This window comes from Shewanella sp. A32, assembly GCF_029167175.1.
Taxonomy (GTDB): domain Bacteria; phylum Pseudomonadota; class Gammaproteobacteria; order Enterobacterales; family Shewanellaceae; genus Shewanella; species Shewanella yunxiaonensis.
On the sequence record NZ_JARFTS010000019.1, the window covers coordinates 39,511 to 55,273 of the forward strand.

Genomic DNA, 15,763 nt, shown 5'->3' on the forward strand with positions numbered 1-15,763 from the left:
TGTCATGTATTTGCAGCACTTTGGTATGCATAGCATGCCGTTTGCCCTGACTCCGAATACCGAATTTTTTTTCGGGTTAGCGCCGCATGTCGAGGCATTGCAGGTGTTACAGGTCGCGCTGCAAACCGGCGAAGGTTTTATCAAAGTCACTGGCGAAGTCGGCACCGGTAAAACCTTAATCTGCCGCAAGTTACTCAATGAACTTTCGGATGAATTTGTCTGCGCTTGGTTGCCCAATCCTTATCTCAGTCCTCAGGAGTTGCGTGCGGCAGTGGCTCAGGAACTGGGAATTGTGTTGGATGAAGTGCGTGACCAGTTACATCTGACCGGTCTGATCCAGCAACAACTGTTAGCACTAAGCGCCCAGGATAAAAAGATTGTGCTGATCCTCGATGAAGCTCAAGCGTTGCCGGATGATAGTCTGGAGGCGCTGCGCTTATTTACCAATCTGGAAACTGAGCAACGTAAGTTGGTGCAGGTGGTGTTATTTGGTCAGCCGGAACTGGATCAGCGGCTGGCGCAACCGGCATTTCGCCAACTACGGCAACGTATCACTTTTAGTTATCAACTGCGTCCGTTGCAGCGGGAAGAAGTTGGCGCTTATTTACGGCATCGGTTAGCAGTTTCAGGTTATCAGGGCCGCCCCTTGTTTAACCCAAGAGCGCAAAAATTATTGGCGCAAGCCTCAAGAGGGATCCCGCGACTCATTAATGTGTTAGCGCACAAAGCCTTGTTATTGAGTTATGGTGCTGGCCTCGAGCAAGTCAGTGATAAGCACTTGCGCGCCGCCATTGCCGATACCGAAGATGCCACTCACGCGTCTGATTGGCGCTGGTTATGGACCGGGACTGTAGTGCTGGTGTTATTAGTCGCCGTCGGACTATTAAAAGGAGTGGCATGGTGAGTGTCGTCAATCAGATGTTGAAAGATCTCGATAAACGCCAGCAACCTCATAGTTTGCGAGGGATCCCCAACACAACGACAACCACTGTATCGGCTACAGCTTCTTGGCGTGGCATCTTCATTGGCGTCGCCATTGGCGTAGTGTTGGTAGCCGCAGGGGGGTATGGCTGGCGCCAAATCGGGGCGAAGCCAGCTTCTGGCAATCTGCCAGCCGTCATTGCCAGTACCCATACAGCGGCTGTCCCATTCGCGTCTAAAGGCATAGAGCCAACTGCGTTACCGAATGTGTCACCGGTTGTCGCCGACAAGGCGGCTGACGCGTCACCGGCAGGTATCACTGATGCGACTAGTTCAACCCTAGCCGCTCCGTCTGCTGAGCCAGTAACTGCTGATGAGGCGGTTGCTGAGGCCGCAAAGATTTTGCCATCACCGCGCGCAAGTGCGACAGAAACTACACAAAGCGTGCCTGACGTCGCCATTGAACACACGGTAAAAACCACAGGGTTAACCCCCGTTAAATCGCAAGCTGCATCCTCATCCGTTAAGAACACTACTGTCGCGGCGAAGGCAAGTGTCGCTACCGCGAAGCCGCAACAGATGCAAATTACGGAAGTGAAACTGACTCCCGAGCAGTTAGCCCGAAAGCAGTATCAACATGGCATGTCAGCGCAGCAAAATGGCGATTTGGAAGCCGCAGTCGCTGCATTTCAGCGAGCGCTTGAGATTTATCCGGCACTGCATCAAGCCAGAACACAACTGGCGGCACTTTATTATGGCAGTGGTCAATTGCCACAAGCCGAAGAGTTGCTGCAAACTGGCGTCAGCGCTTATCCCACGCAACAGCAGTTATGGTTGCTGCTTGGCCGCGTGCAGTCGGCACAGGGCAAAACAGCAGCGGCCACCGCCAGTTTGCATCACATTGCTGATGACTCGGGATTCGCCACCGATAAGTGGCTGACGTTAGCCAAACTTGGGCAGGAAAACCAAAATTGGCCGCTGGTGCAGCAAAGTTATCGTAAGCTGATTGAAACCGCCCCCAATGATGGCCGCTGGTGGCTGGGGCTGGCGCACGGATTGGACGCTGGACAGCGTTACCCTGCTGCCGCTGACGCTTACCGTGACGCATTAAAACGAGATAATTTGTCAGTGGAAGCTCGAGCTTATATAGAAAACCGAATCGCCCAGATAGGAGATAGCCAGTGAAGCCAAAGCTGAAAATGCGCCTTGGTGACCTGTTAGTTCAGGAACAGATCATCACGGAAGAACAGTTACTGAGTGCACTGGCGGAGCAGAAGAAAACCGGCCGCAAGCTCGGGCGTACGCTGATTGATATGGCTTACATCTCTGAGGATCAGCTACTGCAATTTTTGTCGCAGCAGCTGAATATTCCGCTGATGGATATCAGTCGCCTGGCGATTCCTGCAAGCGTGGTCAATCTGCTCACCGAAGGGCAAGCCAGACGCTTTCGGGCCTTGGTGATCTCGGCAACCAGCGACTCAGTGCAGGTGGCAATGAGCGATCCTGCTGATCTGCAGGCGTTGGATGAACTGGAGCTGCTACTGGCCCCCAGACGTCTGACATTAGCCGTGGTCAAAGAGCAACAGCTGTTCGATGCATTTGATAACCTGTATCGCCTGACCGGCCATATCGCGGAAATGGCGGGGCAGTTGGAAGAAGAATACGCCGCTGACGAACAGTTTGATCTCGCGACGCTGACGCAAGGTGACAGCGATAACGAAACCACCGTCGTTAAGTTGTTGCAGACCATTTTTGAAGATGCGGTGCAAGTGCGTGCTTCCGATATTCATATTGAACCTGGCGACAAGTCATTGCGCATTCGCCAGCGTGTCGACGGTCTGCTGCAGGAGACCGTGCTGAAGGAAGTCAATATTGCCTCAGCGCTGGTACTAAGACTTAAGCTAATGGCGGGGTTGGATATCTCAGAAAAGCGCCTGCCACAGGACGGTCGTTTTCATATCGAAATTAAAGGCCACCAGATTGATATCCGTATGTCCACCATGCCGATCACACACGGCGAATCCGTGGTAATGCGTTTGCTGGATCAATCAGCCGGATTGTTGACCCTCAATGAAACCGGGATGCCTCCGGCAATTCTTAACCGGGTGCGACGGCAGATAAAACGGCCTCATGGTATGTTACTGGTCACCGGGCCTACCGGTAGCGGTAAAACTACCACACTTTACGGCATTCTCAGCGAACTCAACAAAGCCGAGAGTAAAATTATTACTGTTGAGGACCCCGTGGAATATCAGTTGCCGCGTATCAACCAGGTGCAGGTCAACCATAAGATTGGGCTGGATTTTTCCAACGTACTGCGAACCACGTTGCGTCAGGATCCGGACATTATCATGGTCGGCGAAATGCGTGACCGCGAAACCGTGGAAATCGGTTTGCGCGGTGCGCTGACCGGTCACTTTGTGTTGTCCACACTGCACACCAATGACGCCATCACCAGCGCCTTGCGCTTGCTGGATATGGGGGCCGCCGGTTATCTGGTGGCAAGCGCACTGCGAGTCATCATTGCCCAGCGTTTAGTGCGGCGCGTGTGTAAAAACTGTGCAATACCTTATCAGCCGTCGCCGCAAGAGCGCGCCTGGCTTGCCAGTGTCAGTCAGCAGGATTTTAGTGAAGCCACTTTCCGTATTGGTACCGGTTGCCAGAGTTGTTCCGGTACCGGTTATCGGGGGCGTATCGGCGTGTTTGAATTACTGGAACTCGATGAAGCGATGATCGACGCGATGCGTACTGGTAATCCGCAGGTATTTGCCGATGCTGCAAAAGCCAGTCCGCTGTTTACGCCGCTATTAGCGTCGGCGTTGGAATACCTGCAGCGTGGACTTACAACTATCGAAGAAGTCGCTAAGCTGGTGGAAGATGTTACCGACAATCCTAAATCACTGGCGCAGGCACTACAGTCTCGGGATGAGGGCCGCTGATGGCACTATATGAATATCGTGGCAGAGACGGTCACGGCGCCGCAGTTAGCGGCCAGCTAGAAGCGGCGTCAGAGAGTGCGGCTGCCGACTTGCTGATGTCTCGCGCGGTGATCCCCTTGCAACTGAAGGAGATTAAGCCCAAGCAGCAGCTGGATTTTGCCAGTCTGTTGCGCCGCAAAGTCGGATTGGATGAGTTACAGATTTTTACTCGGCAGATGTATTCGCTGACGCGCAGCGGCATCCCAATCTTACGCGCGATTGCTGGCTTGTCTGAGACTACTCACTCCAAGCGGATGAAAGAAGCCCTACAGGATGTATCAGAACAACTGACCGCCGGGCGTACGTTGTCATCGGCGATGAATCATCATCCTGATGTGTTTGATGCGCTGTTTGTGTCGATGGTTCATGTTGGCGAAAACACCGGCATGCTGGAAGATGCGTTCCTGCAGTTATCTGTGTATATCGATCGCGAACAGGAAACCCGCCGTCGGATCAAATCCGCAACGCGTTACCCTATGTTTGTGCTGATCGCAGTGGCGCTGGCATTGGTGATCCTCAATATCATGGTCATCCCCAAATTTGCCGAGATGTTCGCGCGATTTCACGCGGAGTTACCGCTGCCCACCCGCATCCTTATCGGAACCTCCAACCTATTTGTGCATTACTGGCCGTTGTTGCTCGTTGGCTTGCTGGCGGTAGTGTTGGGAATCCGTTATTGGCACAACACAGCATCCGGTGAAAAGCAGTGGGATCAATGGAAGTTACATATTCCTGCCGTCGGTTCGATTATTGAACGTTCCACGCTCGCCCGCTATTGTCGGAGTTTCGCCATGATGCTCACCGCAGGCGTGCCGATGACGCAGGCGCTAAGTTTGGTCGCCGATGCGGTGGATAACAGTTACATGCATGACAAAATCGTCGACATGCGCCGCGGGATTGAGGCCGGGGAGTCGATGCTGCGGGTATCGAATGCCAGCCACCTGTTTACGCCGCTGGTATTGCAAATGGTTGCTGTCGGTGAAGAAACCGGTCAGATTGATCAACTGTTAAATGACGCTGCTGACTTCTATGAAGGTGAAGTGGATTTTGATTTGAAGAACCTTACCGCCAAACTGGAGCCGATTCTGATCGGCATTGTGGCGGCGATTGTGCTGGTACTGGCATTGGGCATCTATCTGCCAATGTGGGATATGCTCAGTGTGGTCAAAGGTGGCCATTAATGGCAGGGCCGCAGCGCAGCGCTGATGATGATTTGATGTCGGTGTTCCGCCAGCTGATTGCCGTGGTGTTGTTGTTATTGTTTCTGGGCATTCTTGGCAGCCGCTATTTTAATGGGCTGCAACAGGTGGCAGATAATGGATTACAGGTTGAACATAATCGCTTGTTGAATCTGCTGGCAATGGTGCGCTCGCAATGGCTGACACAGGGCAAGCCGGCCATGTTAAAGGCTGACTGGCAACTGCCAGAAGCGACCAGTCAACACGAGTCACTGCTGATGGACAAAGGTGGCTGGCCGTTACCGGTAACTTTGGATGTCACCGGATGCGATCAACTGTGGCTGCAACTGTTAGGAGCTTCAGCGGTTCAGGCCGGATTAGACGTGAGTTATCAAACAGATACTAAAGAATGTCAGTATCGTGGTAGTTCGGGGCAACGCATTAACTATCAATTGTCGACTGGAAGAGTCATTTTTTTGACGGCGCAGACAGAACAGTGATGCAATTAAATATATAGTTGATAAAATTGAGCTTCCTGTTGAAAAGGAGTCTTAGATGAAACGGAATGTACAAGGTTTTTCATTAATTGAACTGGTCATCGTGATCGTGATACTGGGGCTGTTGGCGGCGACGGCTATTCCACGTTTTCTTAACGTAACCGACGATGCTGAGAATGCCAGTCTTGAAGGCGTCACTGGTGGTTTGGCCACGGCAGTCGCCTTTGTACGTTCCCAATGGGAAGTTGATGGTCGTCGTAATAATACGGTGACGCTGGATGGCACCAGTATTGCGTTGGATACGCGTTTTGGTTATCCGACTGGCTTGACCAATACTTCAGTAACGGGAATGTCGAGTTCTAGCTGTCAGGAAGTGTTCAATAACGTGCTACAAAGTGCGCCAAAGAACGTGCTGGCTACCCAGAATGCGCAAGATCAGCGTTATGTGGTGCAGGTGATGAGCGGTCAGGGCGGCAGCGCCACCTCTATCAGCGGTACCGTTGTCAGCAATCTAGATTTGTGTGTGTTCTATCAGGTGTCTTCATTGACACTGAATCAAACCAGCGGTGTGCCAACGCCTACCCCAGATTTGACCACCTCGGGTGCTAAAGGCATTACCTATAATCCGGGTACCGGCCAGGTATTGAGTTTTACCAATTAATATTTTTATAAATGCTTAAGGGATGTTTTTTTATGAGAAAGCAACAAGGTTTTACATTGATCGAATTAGTCGTCGTGATCATCATCCTGGGGATCCTGGCCGTTGTCGCAGCACCTAAGTTTATTAATCTGCAGTCTGATGCCAGAGCTTCTACTGTTAAAGGTTTGGAGGCTGCCATTAAAGGGGCGGATTCGATGGTTTACTCTAAATCGCTTATCGCGGGTAACAATAAAACTGCAGGATCTGAAAATCCAACTATCAGCATTGATGGGAGTAATACTAATACAGTTCTATTAGATATAGGTCATGCTCAAGCTATATGGACAGGCTCACTCGCGAATTTATTGGATATTAAGGCTGTTGCAAGCACTGATACGACATCTTCCGCAGATTGGAAGTACAGTGAAAGCACAAATATCATTGATTTTTTCCCATATGGAAACTCAGCGATAGGTACATGTTACGTTGAATATAAAAATGAAAGTGGAACTGTGTCAGTATCATCAGTTACCACTGGCTGCTGATAAGTAATTGTCAAACATTAGGCAGTTGAGTTAAGGAATTAAATCGTGCAAATGATCTTTCCTACAAACTTAAACCTGCCAAAGCGACAGCTCGGGTTCACATTAATAGAGCTCGTGGTGACAATTCTGCTGCTGGCAATTCTGTCGATGGTGGTGTTACCTCGATTCATCGGCGCTGGCTCGTACAGCGCCTATGCCTTACGGCAGCAAGTTATCAGTGAGTTGCGACGCGCGCAGATGCTCGCCGTGAATAATCCCGATCGTTGTTATCGGCTGCAGGTTAATGACACGGGTTTTCGGGTTGATCATCTGCAAAGTGATTGTAATACCCTGATTTTTAGTGAACCCACAGATGAAGACCCTCCTGATAATGATCCGCACCCAGATAATACTCGATGGTTTCGTGGTTATTCACACCTTGAATTTCACAATAATGCGACATTTTCCATCCAGTTCGATAGCGATGGTCGCAGTACCTTTTTACCCGGAAGCCTAAGCTGTAGCGGCGCCTGCTTGCAGGTGATTGCGGATGAAACGCTGGGGATTGCCATTGAGTCTGAGGGCTATATCCATGAAGGCTGAGCGGCAAGGCTTCACATTGATTGAGCTGGTCATCGGTATGTCGGTGTTGAGTATTGTGATGGTGTTGCTGACCAGCGTGTTGTTTCCGCAGAGTGACCGCGCGGCCGCCACCTTACAACGAGTGCGTGCCAGCGAACTGGCAGGTTCAGTACTGAATGAAATCTGGGGTAAAACCTATGATAAAAATACTGGCTTCGGCGGTGTGCCAGCGTGCGGTAGCCAGGCTGATAATCCTTGTTCCATCAGTCATACAGTAAAGAATCGCGATAATTACAGTATTGTGGATGATTATGATGGTCTGAACGAAAATTCAGAGATGCTTAATAGCGGTCAGACTTATCACGATACTTACCCAGGCTATGGCTTGGTTGTCAACATCAGCAGTGATGATCCGAAAATCAGTAAGCTGATTACCATCACAGTTACAACGCCCGCAGGCGAAGCTATCCAGTTTAATGCGCTCAGGAGTAACTACTGATGCATAACGCCAAAGGGTTTACGCTGGTCGAATTAGTAACCGTGATTATCATCCTGGGCATTTTGGTGGTTGGCATCAGCAGTTTTGTCATCTTTGGTACGCGCATCTTTATGGATTCCAGCGCGGTGGATCGCATCATCGGCAGCAGTCGTTTTGTTCTGGCGCGCATGACGCGGGAGTTACAGAATGCCGTTCCGGGCAGTGTGCGTCTCGCAGATAATGGTAGCGTTCAATGTTTGGAATTTTTGCCGGTAAGTGTTGCGGGAAGTTATCTGAGTCTGCCTCAGACACCAGATAACAGCAGCAATACTATGCGCGTGTTTACGCCGCAAACGTCTTTGCAAAATGGCATGCAACTGCTGGTGTATCCCCTTTCCAATGCGGATGTTTATGCTGCAACCAATGGCAAGCGTTTCGATATAAAAAGCTTCTCAACAACTGGTGCCGTTACCGAGATTGTATTCAATAGTACCGTAAGTTTTGCCGAAGCCTCTCCCGGCAAACGTTGGTATGCAGCAGAACAACCGGTCAGTTACTGTTTTTTTGCTAGTGGTCAGATCCGTCGTTATGACAATTATGGATACGCTGCGACGCAGCCTTTGCCACCGGCTACTACCGGCGTGTTGATGGCTGAAGATCTCAGCAATGATTTTGCCACAGAATTACCCCTGGCCTTGGCTCCGGCCAGTTTAACCAACAACGCCATTGTACAGCTGCATCCCCGATTCAGTATTCTGGGAGAGTCCTTCACATATCAGCACCAGGTGCAGGTGTTCAATGTCCCATAAACTCTTGCAATGCCAGCGCTATTCGCGCCAGCAGGGCAGCGCTCTGGTGATTGCGATTTTTGTGATAGTGGTGATGTCGATATTGGCGGCAGCATTATTGCGTATTGGCAGCAATGCTGATGAAGGCATCAATATTGAAGTCTGGAGTTTGCGGGCTTTTAATGCGGCCAATAGTGGCGCTGACGCGGCGTTGGCAAAATTATTTCCTGTTACCGGAACAAGCAGCGGTTGTGCCGCGGTTGGCGCAAGCTGGGCTCCGCCAGATGTAACAGGGTTTCATGGCTGCCGTGTATCTCTGAGTTGTGTCAGCCAAACGGCCGATGATGTCACCCAATATATTGTGCGCAGCACCGCTGTGTGTGAAACCGGTAATTGTGATGGTGCAAGCAATCAGTGTTTACGCGTTAATCGCAGTGTGGAGGTTGAGGCCCGTGACTAGATTCTGCTGGCTATTACTACTGTTGTTCTTGCCTGTTACCGCTTCTGCGTTTGAGACCATTAATTACGCTAAGCTGTTTCCCGCTGTCGTGCAAGGTCATCACGGTATTGGCAGTATCTGCCAGAACAGCGCACAGATTACCGTAAACCAAGGAGCTCACATTAATGGCACCGGCGGTGTAGCGCTTAACTATTGTGCCAGTACCTTTAATCCGAGTGTAGGTGGCTTACATTGTGACACAGGGTTGGGAACGCGGTCAGATTGCAGTATTTCAAAGGAAGATATTGCGGGACTGAACTTAAGCGCAACCAATAATCAATTTATTAGCTCAACTGATACCAACGGGGTTAATTACGATAGTTGTGATGGCGGGATAACGCTGGGAACGGGGGGGCAGCAAAATTTTGGGTCGCTGAATTTCAATCGTAGTGGCTGTACCTTGAATTTTTCCTCCGATAACAGTGTGTATTACATCAAAAGCCTGACGTTAAATGGTACGACGGTGAATCTCGCCGCGGGTGATTATTGGGTTGAATCACTTACGTTTAACGGCTCCGCTAATACCATTAATCTCAATGGCAATGTCAGGTTATTCGTGAAAAATGCGGTAAACGTTGGCACTGCTACTCAGATTAATCCGCAGGCAACTAATTTATTGACGCTGATCGCTTATGATTCGGTGACCTTTAATAGCAGCAATATTGTCTTTAACGGTTACATTTATAGTGATGGAACCGTCACCGTTAACAGCTCAGACGTAGTGAATGGGCGTATCACCAGTAAAAATTTGCTGATGAATTCCAACAGTCAGGTAAACGATGCTGCATATGGCTCGCTTGTAACAGTCCCCAGCTGCGAATCCATTTTCACTGATCCACCCACTGGTGAACACTCACCTTATGGTTTATATCCACCATCATCGCTAGGCAGTAGTTTGGGCGACCTGAGTTGCACAAAAAGCTCACCATGCTCCTTTACGGCTGGTGATTATAACTATGCCAATGGTTCGGTCATTGGTAATGGCAGTTCAGACGATCAATTAAGCGTATCAGGCATATCTACACGTTTATATTTTGACAATCTGTCATTGAGAAATGCCAATCTTAATACCTTAGACAGTGGTGCCAACCTGATAATCTACATTCGTCATAATTTGGATATCCAGGGTGATTCGCATATCAATGGCATCCTGTATTTGGCGCCCGGAGCTACCGTTAATGGTAGCTTTAAGCTCGATGGTGCAATTGCCGCGGGCGGCATCTTAGATCCAAAAGGGAATTCGATTACGGTTGATCTTAGCGTAGTGGAACAGGCCGATTTCGGCGGTATGTGTACCCAACAAAGTACTGACACTATCGATCATTTTGAACTGCATTATGCGTCATCACCCTTAGTCTGCGCTCCGGAAACCATCACTGTTTACGCATGTAAAGACAGCAGTTGCAGCAGTTATTACACTGGGACTATTAATGCCAGTGTCAGCCCGACTGCTGTCAGTAATGGGTATTGGGTTGGGGGTAATGGGCTTTCTTTTACCGATGGTGTCGCCACGATTCAGTTAAAGAAAAATGATACTGCACCTATTACGATTGGCATTGCAGATTCTACTCCCACCGCAACAGGCAATACGTTATGTGTTGCCGGTAGTGGCACGGCAACTACAGCGGCCTGTACCATGAGTTTTGCGGAAGCGGGTTTGGTATTTGATGTACCAGATAAACTTGCCGCCAAGCCAGCAACCGTGCTCATCAGTGCGGTTAAAAAAGATGACAGCAGTCAGCAGTGTATCCCCGCTTTTGTGGGCAGCAAAGCTATCCGTTTCTGGAGCGACTATATCAATCCCGCCAGTTTCAGCGGTTATACGCCGCAACCGATGACCGTGAACAACCAAACCATTGCCACATCCTCTGCGACTGCCAGCAGTCAGATGCTGACGTTTAATAGCTCAGGCCAAGCAACGGTGAGTGTGAACTACGCAGATGCCGGTAAAATGCAACTTAACGCGCAGTATCTCGGTAGCGGCGATGATGCAGGAATGGACGTGAGCGGCGCTGACGAGTTTGTCAGTTTTCCAGTGGGGTTGTGTGTTACACCGCAAGAAAGTAATGCTGAGTGCACAAATGCCGATTATGCAACCTGTGCTGCCTACAAAAAAGCCGGAGCCAGCTTCCCGTTAATCGTCACCGCCAAAGCCTGGCAGTCAGATGGTGATACCGACATCTGTGACAATGCTGATACCCCCTCTTTTGCGATGGCCAATGTCTCACTGGGTCATCAGTTAGTTGCACCAACTGGCGGGCTTCCAGGTAGCTTGGGGGTCAGCAGTTACGATCAACATGCGGGTACTGCTGGGACGTTAGTTAATCAGAGTGTCAGCGAGGTAGGTGTATTCAGTTTTAGCGCCTACAGCGACCAAACTTATCTTGGCAGTAATGCCTTTGTACTTGCCCCGGCTTATTCAGTGGCAATTGGGCGCTTTTATCCTGCTGCATTTGAATTAACCAGTGTGGCGATGAGCAACAGTTGTGGCTCCTTTAGCTACATGGACCAACCGTTTTCACTCAGTTTTACCCTGACGGCACTGAATAGTGCAGGTACCAAAACCAGCAACTACATTGACGCGTTTGCGAAAGGTGTGCCGGTATTGCATGCAGAAAACAATGATGATGGTGTTGATCTCTCTGGACGTTTGAGCAGTCTCAGCACGAGCTGGCAGCTCGGTAGCCTGACTTACGCGGGAACCCCAACCTTTGCTCGGACAACCGCCCCGGGTGTCGATGGCCCCTTTAGTCATCTGATCCTTGGGGTTGACGTCAGCGACAGCGATAGTGTGCCGATGTTATCGCCCGACATGAATGCGACATCCGCAGGTGATTGTCAGACCGCCGCTGATTGCGTATCTCAGCAACTGGGTCCCCTGGATATGCGTCATGGCCGCATTGTCGTGGCTAACACCTATGGCCCGGAAAACCAGACACTGTCGATGACAGGCCAGTCGCAATACTGGAATGGCAGCAATTGGCAACAAAATACCAGTGATAGCTGCAGTACCGTGACCTCAACATTGGTGACGCAAAGTGACAATGCAGCGCTAGGCTATGTGTTTGATCCAGCATTAAGCAGTGGTCAAAGCATCAGCCGTGGCGGCGACGCTGCCGTTAGCGGTGGTCAATTTGAGCTACTGTGGCAGGCCAATGGTGCTTATCGGGGTAAAGTCACCGCGCCTTTACCCGTGCCGGAATGGCTGCAATGGTATTGGAACTGGAATGGTGTAAACAAGGAATTACTTGACCCCAGATCCAGTGCTTATTTCGGTCGCTATCGTGGCAATGACCGGATTATTAACTGGCGCGAAGTCAGATGAGCGTAGTTAAGCTGTCGGTAAATAACTTGACTCTGCCAAATAACTAGCGCTAAATCCGCCAAGTTTTACAGTACTGAATATTGTCATCGGCCACCATCATGACTCGAGTTAAAAAAAATCCGAATATTCGCAAATGTTGGGTCAGCAAAGCTTGTGGTATGGGGGTGGCATTGATAAAGTTAGCTGATTTTAAAATCCTTCTCTTCTGATTCCACAGAATACAGGCAAGTTACATGTTCAAAAAGCTGCGTGGCATTTTTTCTAATGATCTTTCGATCGACCTGGGTACAGCCAACACACTTATTTATGTACGTAACGAAGGCATAGTGCTGAATGAACCCTCTGTAGTGGCGATCCGCGCTGAGCGTAATAGTTCCGGTCAGAAATCTGTTGCCGCTGTAGGGATGGAAGCTAAACAGATGCTCGGTAGAACACCGGGAAATATTCAGGCGATCCGTCCTATGAAAGACGGCGTGATTGCCGACTTCTACGTGACTGAGAAGATGTTGCAGCACTTCATTAAACAGGTGCACAACAACGGCTTCTTCCGTCCAAGCCCACGCGTGCTGGTGTGTGTACCTGTTGGTGCAACACAGGTGGAACGCCGTGCCATTAAAGAATCCGCTATGGGGGCCGGTGCCCGCGAAGTTTATCTGATTGAAGAACCCATGGCCGCGGCGATCGGCGCTGGTTTACCAGTATCCGAAGCGACTGGTTCTATGGTCGTTGACATCGGTGGTGGTACTACAGAAGTTGCTATTATCTCCCTGAATGGCGTGGTGTATTCTTCTTCCGTCCGTATCGGTGGTGATAAGTTTGATGAAGCGATCATCAACTATGTTCGTCGTAACTACGGCAGCCTGATCGGTGAGGCGACCGCAGAGCGTATCAAGCACACTATCGGCACTGCTTATCCAGGTGATGAAGTGCTGGAGATTGAAGTACGTGGTCGCAACCTGGCAGAAGGTGTACCTAGAAGCTTCACGCTTAACAGCAATGAAATCCTTGAAGCGCTGCAAGAGCCGCTGTCAGGTATTGTGAGTGCCGTGATGGTGGCCCTGGAACAATCACCACCAGAACTGGCTTCTGATATCTCTGAGCGCGGTATGGTGCTCACTGGTGGTGGCGCGTTGTTACGTGACCTCGACCGGCTGCTGATGCAGGAAACTGGAATTCCAGTCATGCTGGCAGAAGATCCTCTCACTTGCGTGGCTCGCGGTGGCGGTAAAGCGCTTGAGATGATTGATATGCACGGCGGCGACCTGTTCTCGGAAGAGACCTGATAGGTCGATAAACAAGGCGGTGAAATCACCGCCTTGGTTTTTGTGATGAAACCTATTTTTGTCCGTGGTGTGTCCAATCAGTTTCGTCTGACACTGGCAGTTATTCTGTCGGTGGTATTGCTGTTGACCAGTAATCGATTAGAGCCAGTTCGACAATCACTCGCGTCCCTTCTCAGTCCTATTCAATACCTCGCCAATGTGCCGGGACTCCTGCTGGATTGGGGTTCTGAAGCCATTGCTACCCGCGATATGTTGCAAACCCAAAACCAGGAACTGATGCGGCAACAGTTGCTGATGAGCGAACGGTTGCAACGTTTTGAACATCTGCGTCAGGAAAACGAACGCCTGCGCGCGCTGCTAGGGTCGCCGGTTCATATGGACTCGCGCAAGATGGTGACCGAAGTGATGGAAGTGGCATCAGATCCTTTCCATCAATACGTGGTGATCAACCATGGTGTTCGCGATGGGGTGTTCGTCGGCCAACCGGTAGTGGACGCGCAGGGAATTGTTGGTCAGGTGGTTCAGGTCAGTGAGCTCACCGCAAGGGTGTTATTGCTGTCGGATCCTGAGCAGGGGATCCCGGTGCGGATCACCCGTAATGATGTGCGACTGATCGCCAATGGTACCGGTGAAGTGGATGAAATTGAGGTACGTTATGTGCCGAAAAGCACCGATATCAAAGTTGGTGATCTGCTCGTGACTTCAGGTCTTGGCAATCGCTTTCCGGAAGGTTACCCGGTCGCACGGGTGATCTCGGTAAAGGATGATGATGGTCAAAGCTATCTGAAAGTGATGGCGCAGCCAATGGCAGCATTGGATCGCATCCGTTATCTGCTGCTGATCTGGCCAGAACAGCATTCTGCTCCAGTTAACAAAGAGGATGCGGTGCCGGCAGTTAACGCTGACACCAAGGGAGAAACGCCATGATGCTGGAAAATACTCGCGGCAGTTTAGTGGTGTGGTTCTCGATGTTAATCGGCTTGTTGTTCCAGATTATGCCGGTGCCGGAACTGGTTGAAGCATCCCGTCCTGATTGGTTATTGCTGGTGATGATCTATTGGGCAATGGCATTGCCGCACCGTTATAACATCCTGACCGCGTGGGTCTTGGGCACCATATTGGACGTATTGTTGGGCGCTTACCTCGGTATCCGGTCGCTGACTTTTTCGTTGATCATCTACATCATAGTTGTTAACTATCAGAAGTTACGCAATTTTTCCGTATGGCAACAGGCATTGATTATCGCTTTCTTACTGTTGCTCTATCATCTGATTGTCTTCTGGCTGCAGTTTATTATTTTCCACAGCGAATTTGACCTTGAGCAATTGCTGCCCGTGGTTTCGGGCATGGTGCTGTGGCCCTGGATATATTGGGTGCTGCGGCGGTTTCGGCGTCGTTACAAGGTTCGATAATGAAAAAATTGTTGTTGGCATCAGCCTCGCCCCGTCGCCGTGAATTACTGGCGCAACTGGGACTGGGAGTTACGAACTTTTCCTTTGATGTACTCGCCACGGATATTGATGAGTCGCGTCATCAGGGAGAAGCCGCGGCCACTTTTGTCATGCGCTTAGCCACAGAAAAGGCCGCAGCAGGACTCAACCGCTGGCAACACCCCAATACTGTCGCATTAGGTTCCGACACCATCGTTGTTGTCGACGATAATATCCTCGGTAAGCCCGCTGATGCTGAAGAAGCGATAGCAATGCTTAGTCAACTGAGTGGCCGCGAACATCAGGTCATGACGGCGGTGGCGGTTACTGATGGGCACTGCACTGAGTCGGCATTGGTCGCAACCACAGTGACGTTTAGCAATATGACGGCAGCACAAATTGCCGCATATGTTGCCAGTGGCGAGCCTATGGATAAGGCGGGTGCCTATGGTATACAGGGGCTGGGCGGAAGTTTTATTTCCCGTATCAACGGCAGTTATTCTGCTGTGGTAGGATTGCCACTGGTGGAGACCAGAATCTTGTTACAAAAGATGCAGCTGCTGTAAGGCCACATTGACATAAAATCGCAATTTCTGGCAGATTTCCCCGCCTGCTAACGATAAAATCATCCTATCGACTT

At 50.3% G+C, this 15,763-nt stretch carries 16 protein-coding genes; all 16 read left to right on the forward strand.

Annotated features, from left to right (window positions below; all coding sequences use genetic code 11):
• The first annotated feature begins 4 nt into the window (after positions 1 to 4).
• The 16 genes from PY479_RS13200 (at position 5) to PY479_RS13275 (ending at position 15,689) form a co-directional block, all read left to right on the forward strand.
• On the forward strand, positions 5 to 904 hold the full coding sequence (locus PY479_RS13200; protein ID WP_275484051.1) for an AAA family ATPase: 900 nt from the start codon (positions 5 to 7) through the stop codon (positions 902 to 904).
• On the forward strand, positions 898 to 2,106 hold the full coding sequence (locus tag PY479_RS13205; RefSeq protein ID WP_275484052.1) for a tetratricopeptide repeat protein: 1,209 nt from the start codon (positions 898 to 900) through the stop codon (positions 2,104 to 2,106). The genes PY479_RS13200 and PY479_RS13205 overlap by 7 nt, the downstream gene beginning before the upstream one ends.
• Positions 2,103 to 3,860: a type II/IV secretion system protein gene (locus PY479_RS13210; RefSeq protein WP_275484053.1), complete on the forward strand. Its 1,758-nt coding sequence runs from the start codon at positions 2,103 to 2,105 to the stop codon at positions 3,858 to 3,860. The genes PY479_RS13205 and PY479_RS13210 overlap by 4 nt, the downstream gene beginning before the upstream one ends.
• Positions 3,860 to 5,080, forward strand: coding sequence for a type II secretion system F family protein (locus PY479_RS13215; protein ID WP_275484054.1), 1,221 nt, complete (start codon positions 3,860 to 3,862; stop codon positions 5,078 to 5,080). Before PY479_RS13210 ends, PY479_RS13215 begins: the two co-directional genes overlap by 1 nt.
• Complete coding sequence (locus tag PY479_RS13220) at positions 5,080 to 5,577, forward strand: MSHA biogenesis protein MshF (protein ID WP_275484055.1); 498 nt, start codon at positions 5,080 to 5,082, stop codon at positions 5,575 to 5,577. Before PY479_RS13215 ends, PY479_RS13220 begins: the two co-directional genes overlap by 1 nt.
• 55 nt (positions 5,578 to 5,632) lie before the next feature.
• Positions 5,633 to 6,235 (forward strand): prepilin-type N-terminal cleavage/methylation domain-containing protein, encoded by a 603-nt coding sequence (locus PY479_RS13225; RefSeq protein WP_275484056.1) that lies wholly within the window; start codon positions 5,633 to 5,635, stop codon positions 6,233 to 6,235.
• 32 nt (positions 6,236 to 6,267) lie between these two features.
• Positions 6,268 to 6,759 carry a prepilin-type N-terminal cleavage/methylation domain-containing protein gene (locus PY479_RS13230; protein WP_275484057.1) on the forward strand — a complete coding sequence of 164 codons (492 nt, stop codon included), beginning with the start codon at positions 6,268 to 6,270 and terminating at the stop codon, positions 6,757 to 6,759.
• A gap of 51 nt (positions 6,760 to 6,810) precedes the next feature.
• Positions 6,811 to 7,341: a type II secretion system protein gene (locus PY479_RS13235; RefSeq protein ID WP_275484072.1), complete on the forward strand. Its 531-nt coding sequence runs from the start codon at positions 6,811 to 6,813 to the stop codon at positions 7,339 to 7,341.
• Complete coding sequence (locus tag PY479_RS13240; RefSeq protein ID WP_275484058.1) at positions 7,289 to 7,819, forward strand: type II secretion system protein; 531 nt, start codon at positions 7,289 to 7,291, stop codon at positions 7,817 to 7,819. Before PY479_RS13235 ends, PY479_RS13240 begins: the two co-directional genes overlap by 53 nt.
• Positions 7,819 to 8,607, forward strand: coding sequence for a prepilin-type N-terminal cleavage/methylation domain-containing protein (locus tag PY479_RS13245; RefSeq protein ID WP_275484059.1), 789 nt, complete (start codon positions 7,819 to 7,821; stop codon positions 8,605 to 8,607). The genes PY479_RS13240 and PY479_RS13245 overlap by 1 nt, the downstream gene beginning before the upstream one ends.
• Positions 8,597 to 9,046: an MSHA biogenesis protein MshP gene (locus tag PY479_RS13250; protein WP_275484060.1), complete on the forward strand. Its 450-nt coding sequence runs from the start codon at positions 8,597 to 8,599 to the stop codon at positions 9,044 to 9,046. Before PY479_RS13245 ends, PY479_RS13250 begins: the two co-directional genes overlap by 11 nt.
• On the forward strand, positions 9,039 to 12,410 hold the full coding sequence (locus PY479_RS13255) for a DUF6701 domain-containing protein (RefSeq protein ID WP_275484061.1): 3,372 nt from the start codon (positions 9,039 to 9,041) through the stop codon (positions 12,408 to 12,410). Before PY479_RS13250 ends, PY479_RS13255 begins: the two co-directional genes overlap by 8 nt.
• Positions 12,411 to 12,643: 233 nt before the next feature.
• On the forward strand, positions 12,644 to 13,693 hold the full coding sequence (locus PY479_RS13260) for a rod shape-determining protein (RefSeq protein ID WP_212594604.1): 1,050 nt from the start codon (positions 12,644 to 12,646) through the stop codon (positions 13,691 to 13,693).
• A gap of 45 nt (positions 13,694 to 13,738) precedes the next feature.
• Positions 13,739 to 14,620, forward strand: a complete 882-nt coding sequence (gene mreC, locus PY479_RS13265; protein WP_212594603.1) for a rod shape-determining protein MreC — start codon at positions 13,739 to 13,741, stop codon at positions 14,618 to 14,620.
• Positions 14,617 to 15,105, forward strand: coding sequence for a rod shape-determining protein MreD (mreD, locus tag PY479_RS13270; protein ID WP_212594602.1), 489 nt, complete (start codon positions 14,617 to 14,619; stop codon positions 15,103 to 15,105). Before mreC ends, mreD begins: the two co-directional genes overlap by 4 nt.
• Positions 15,105 to 15,689, forward strand: coding sequence for a Maf family protein (locus PY479_RS13275; protein ID WP_212594601.1), 585 nt, complete (start codon positions 15,105 to 15,107; stop codon positions 15,687 to 15,689). Before mreD ends, PY479_RS13275 begins: the two co-directional genes overlap by 1 nt.
• Positions 15,690 to 15,763: the final 74 nt, after the last annotated feature.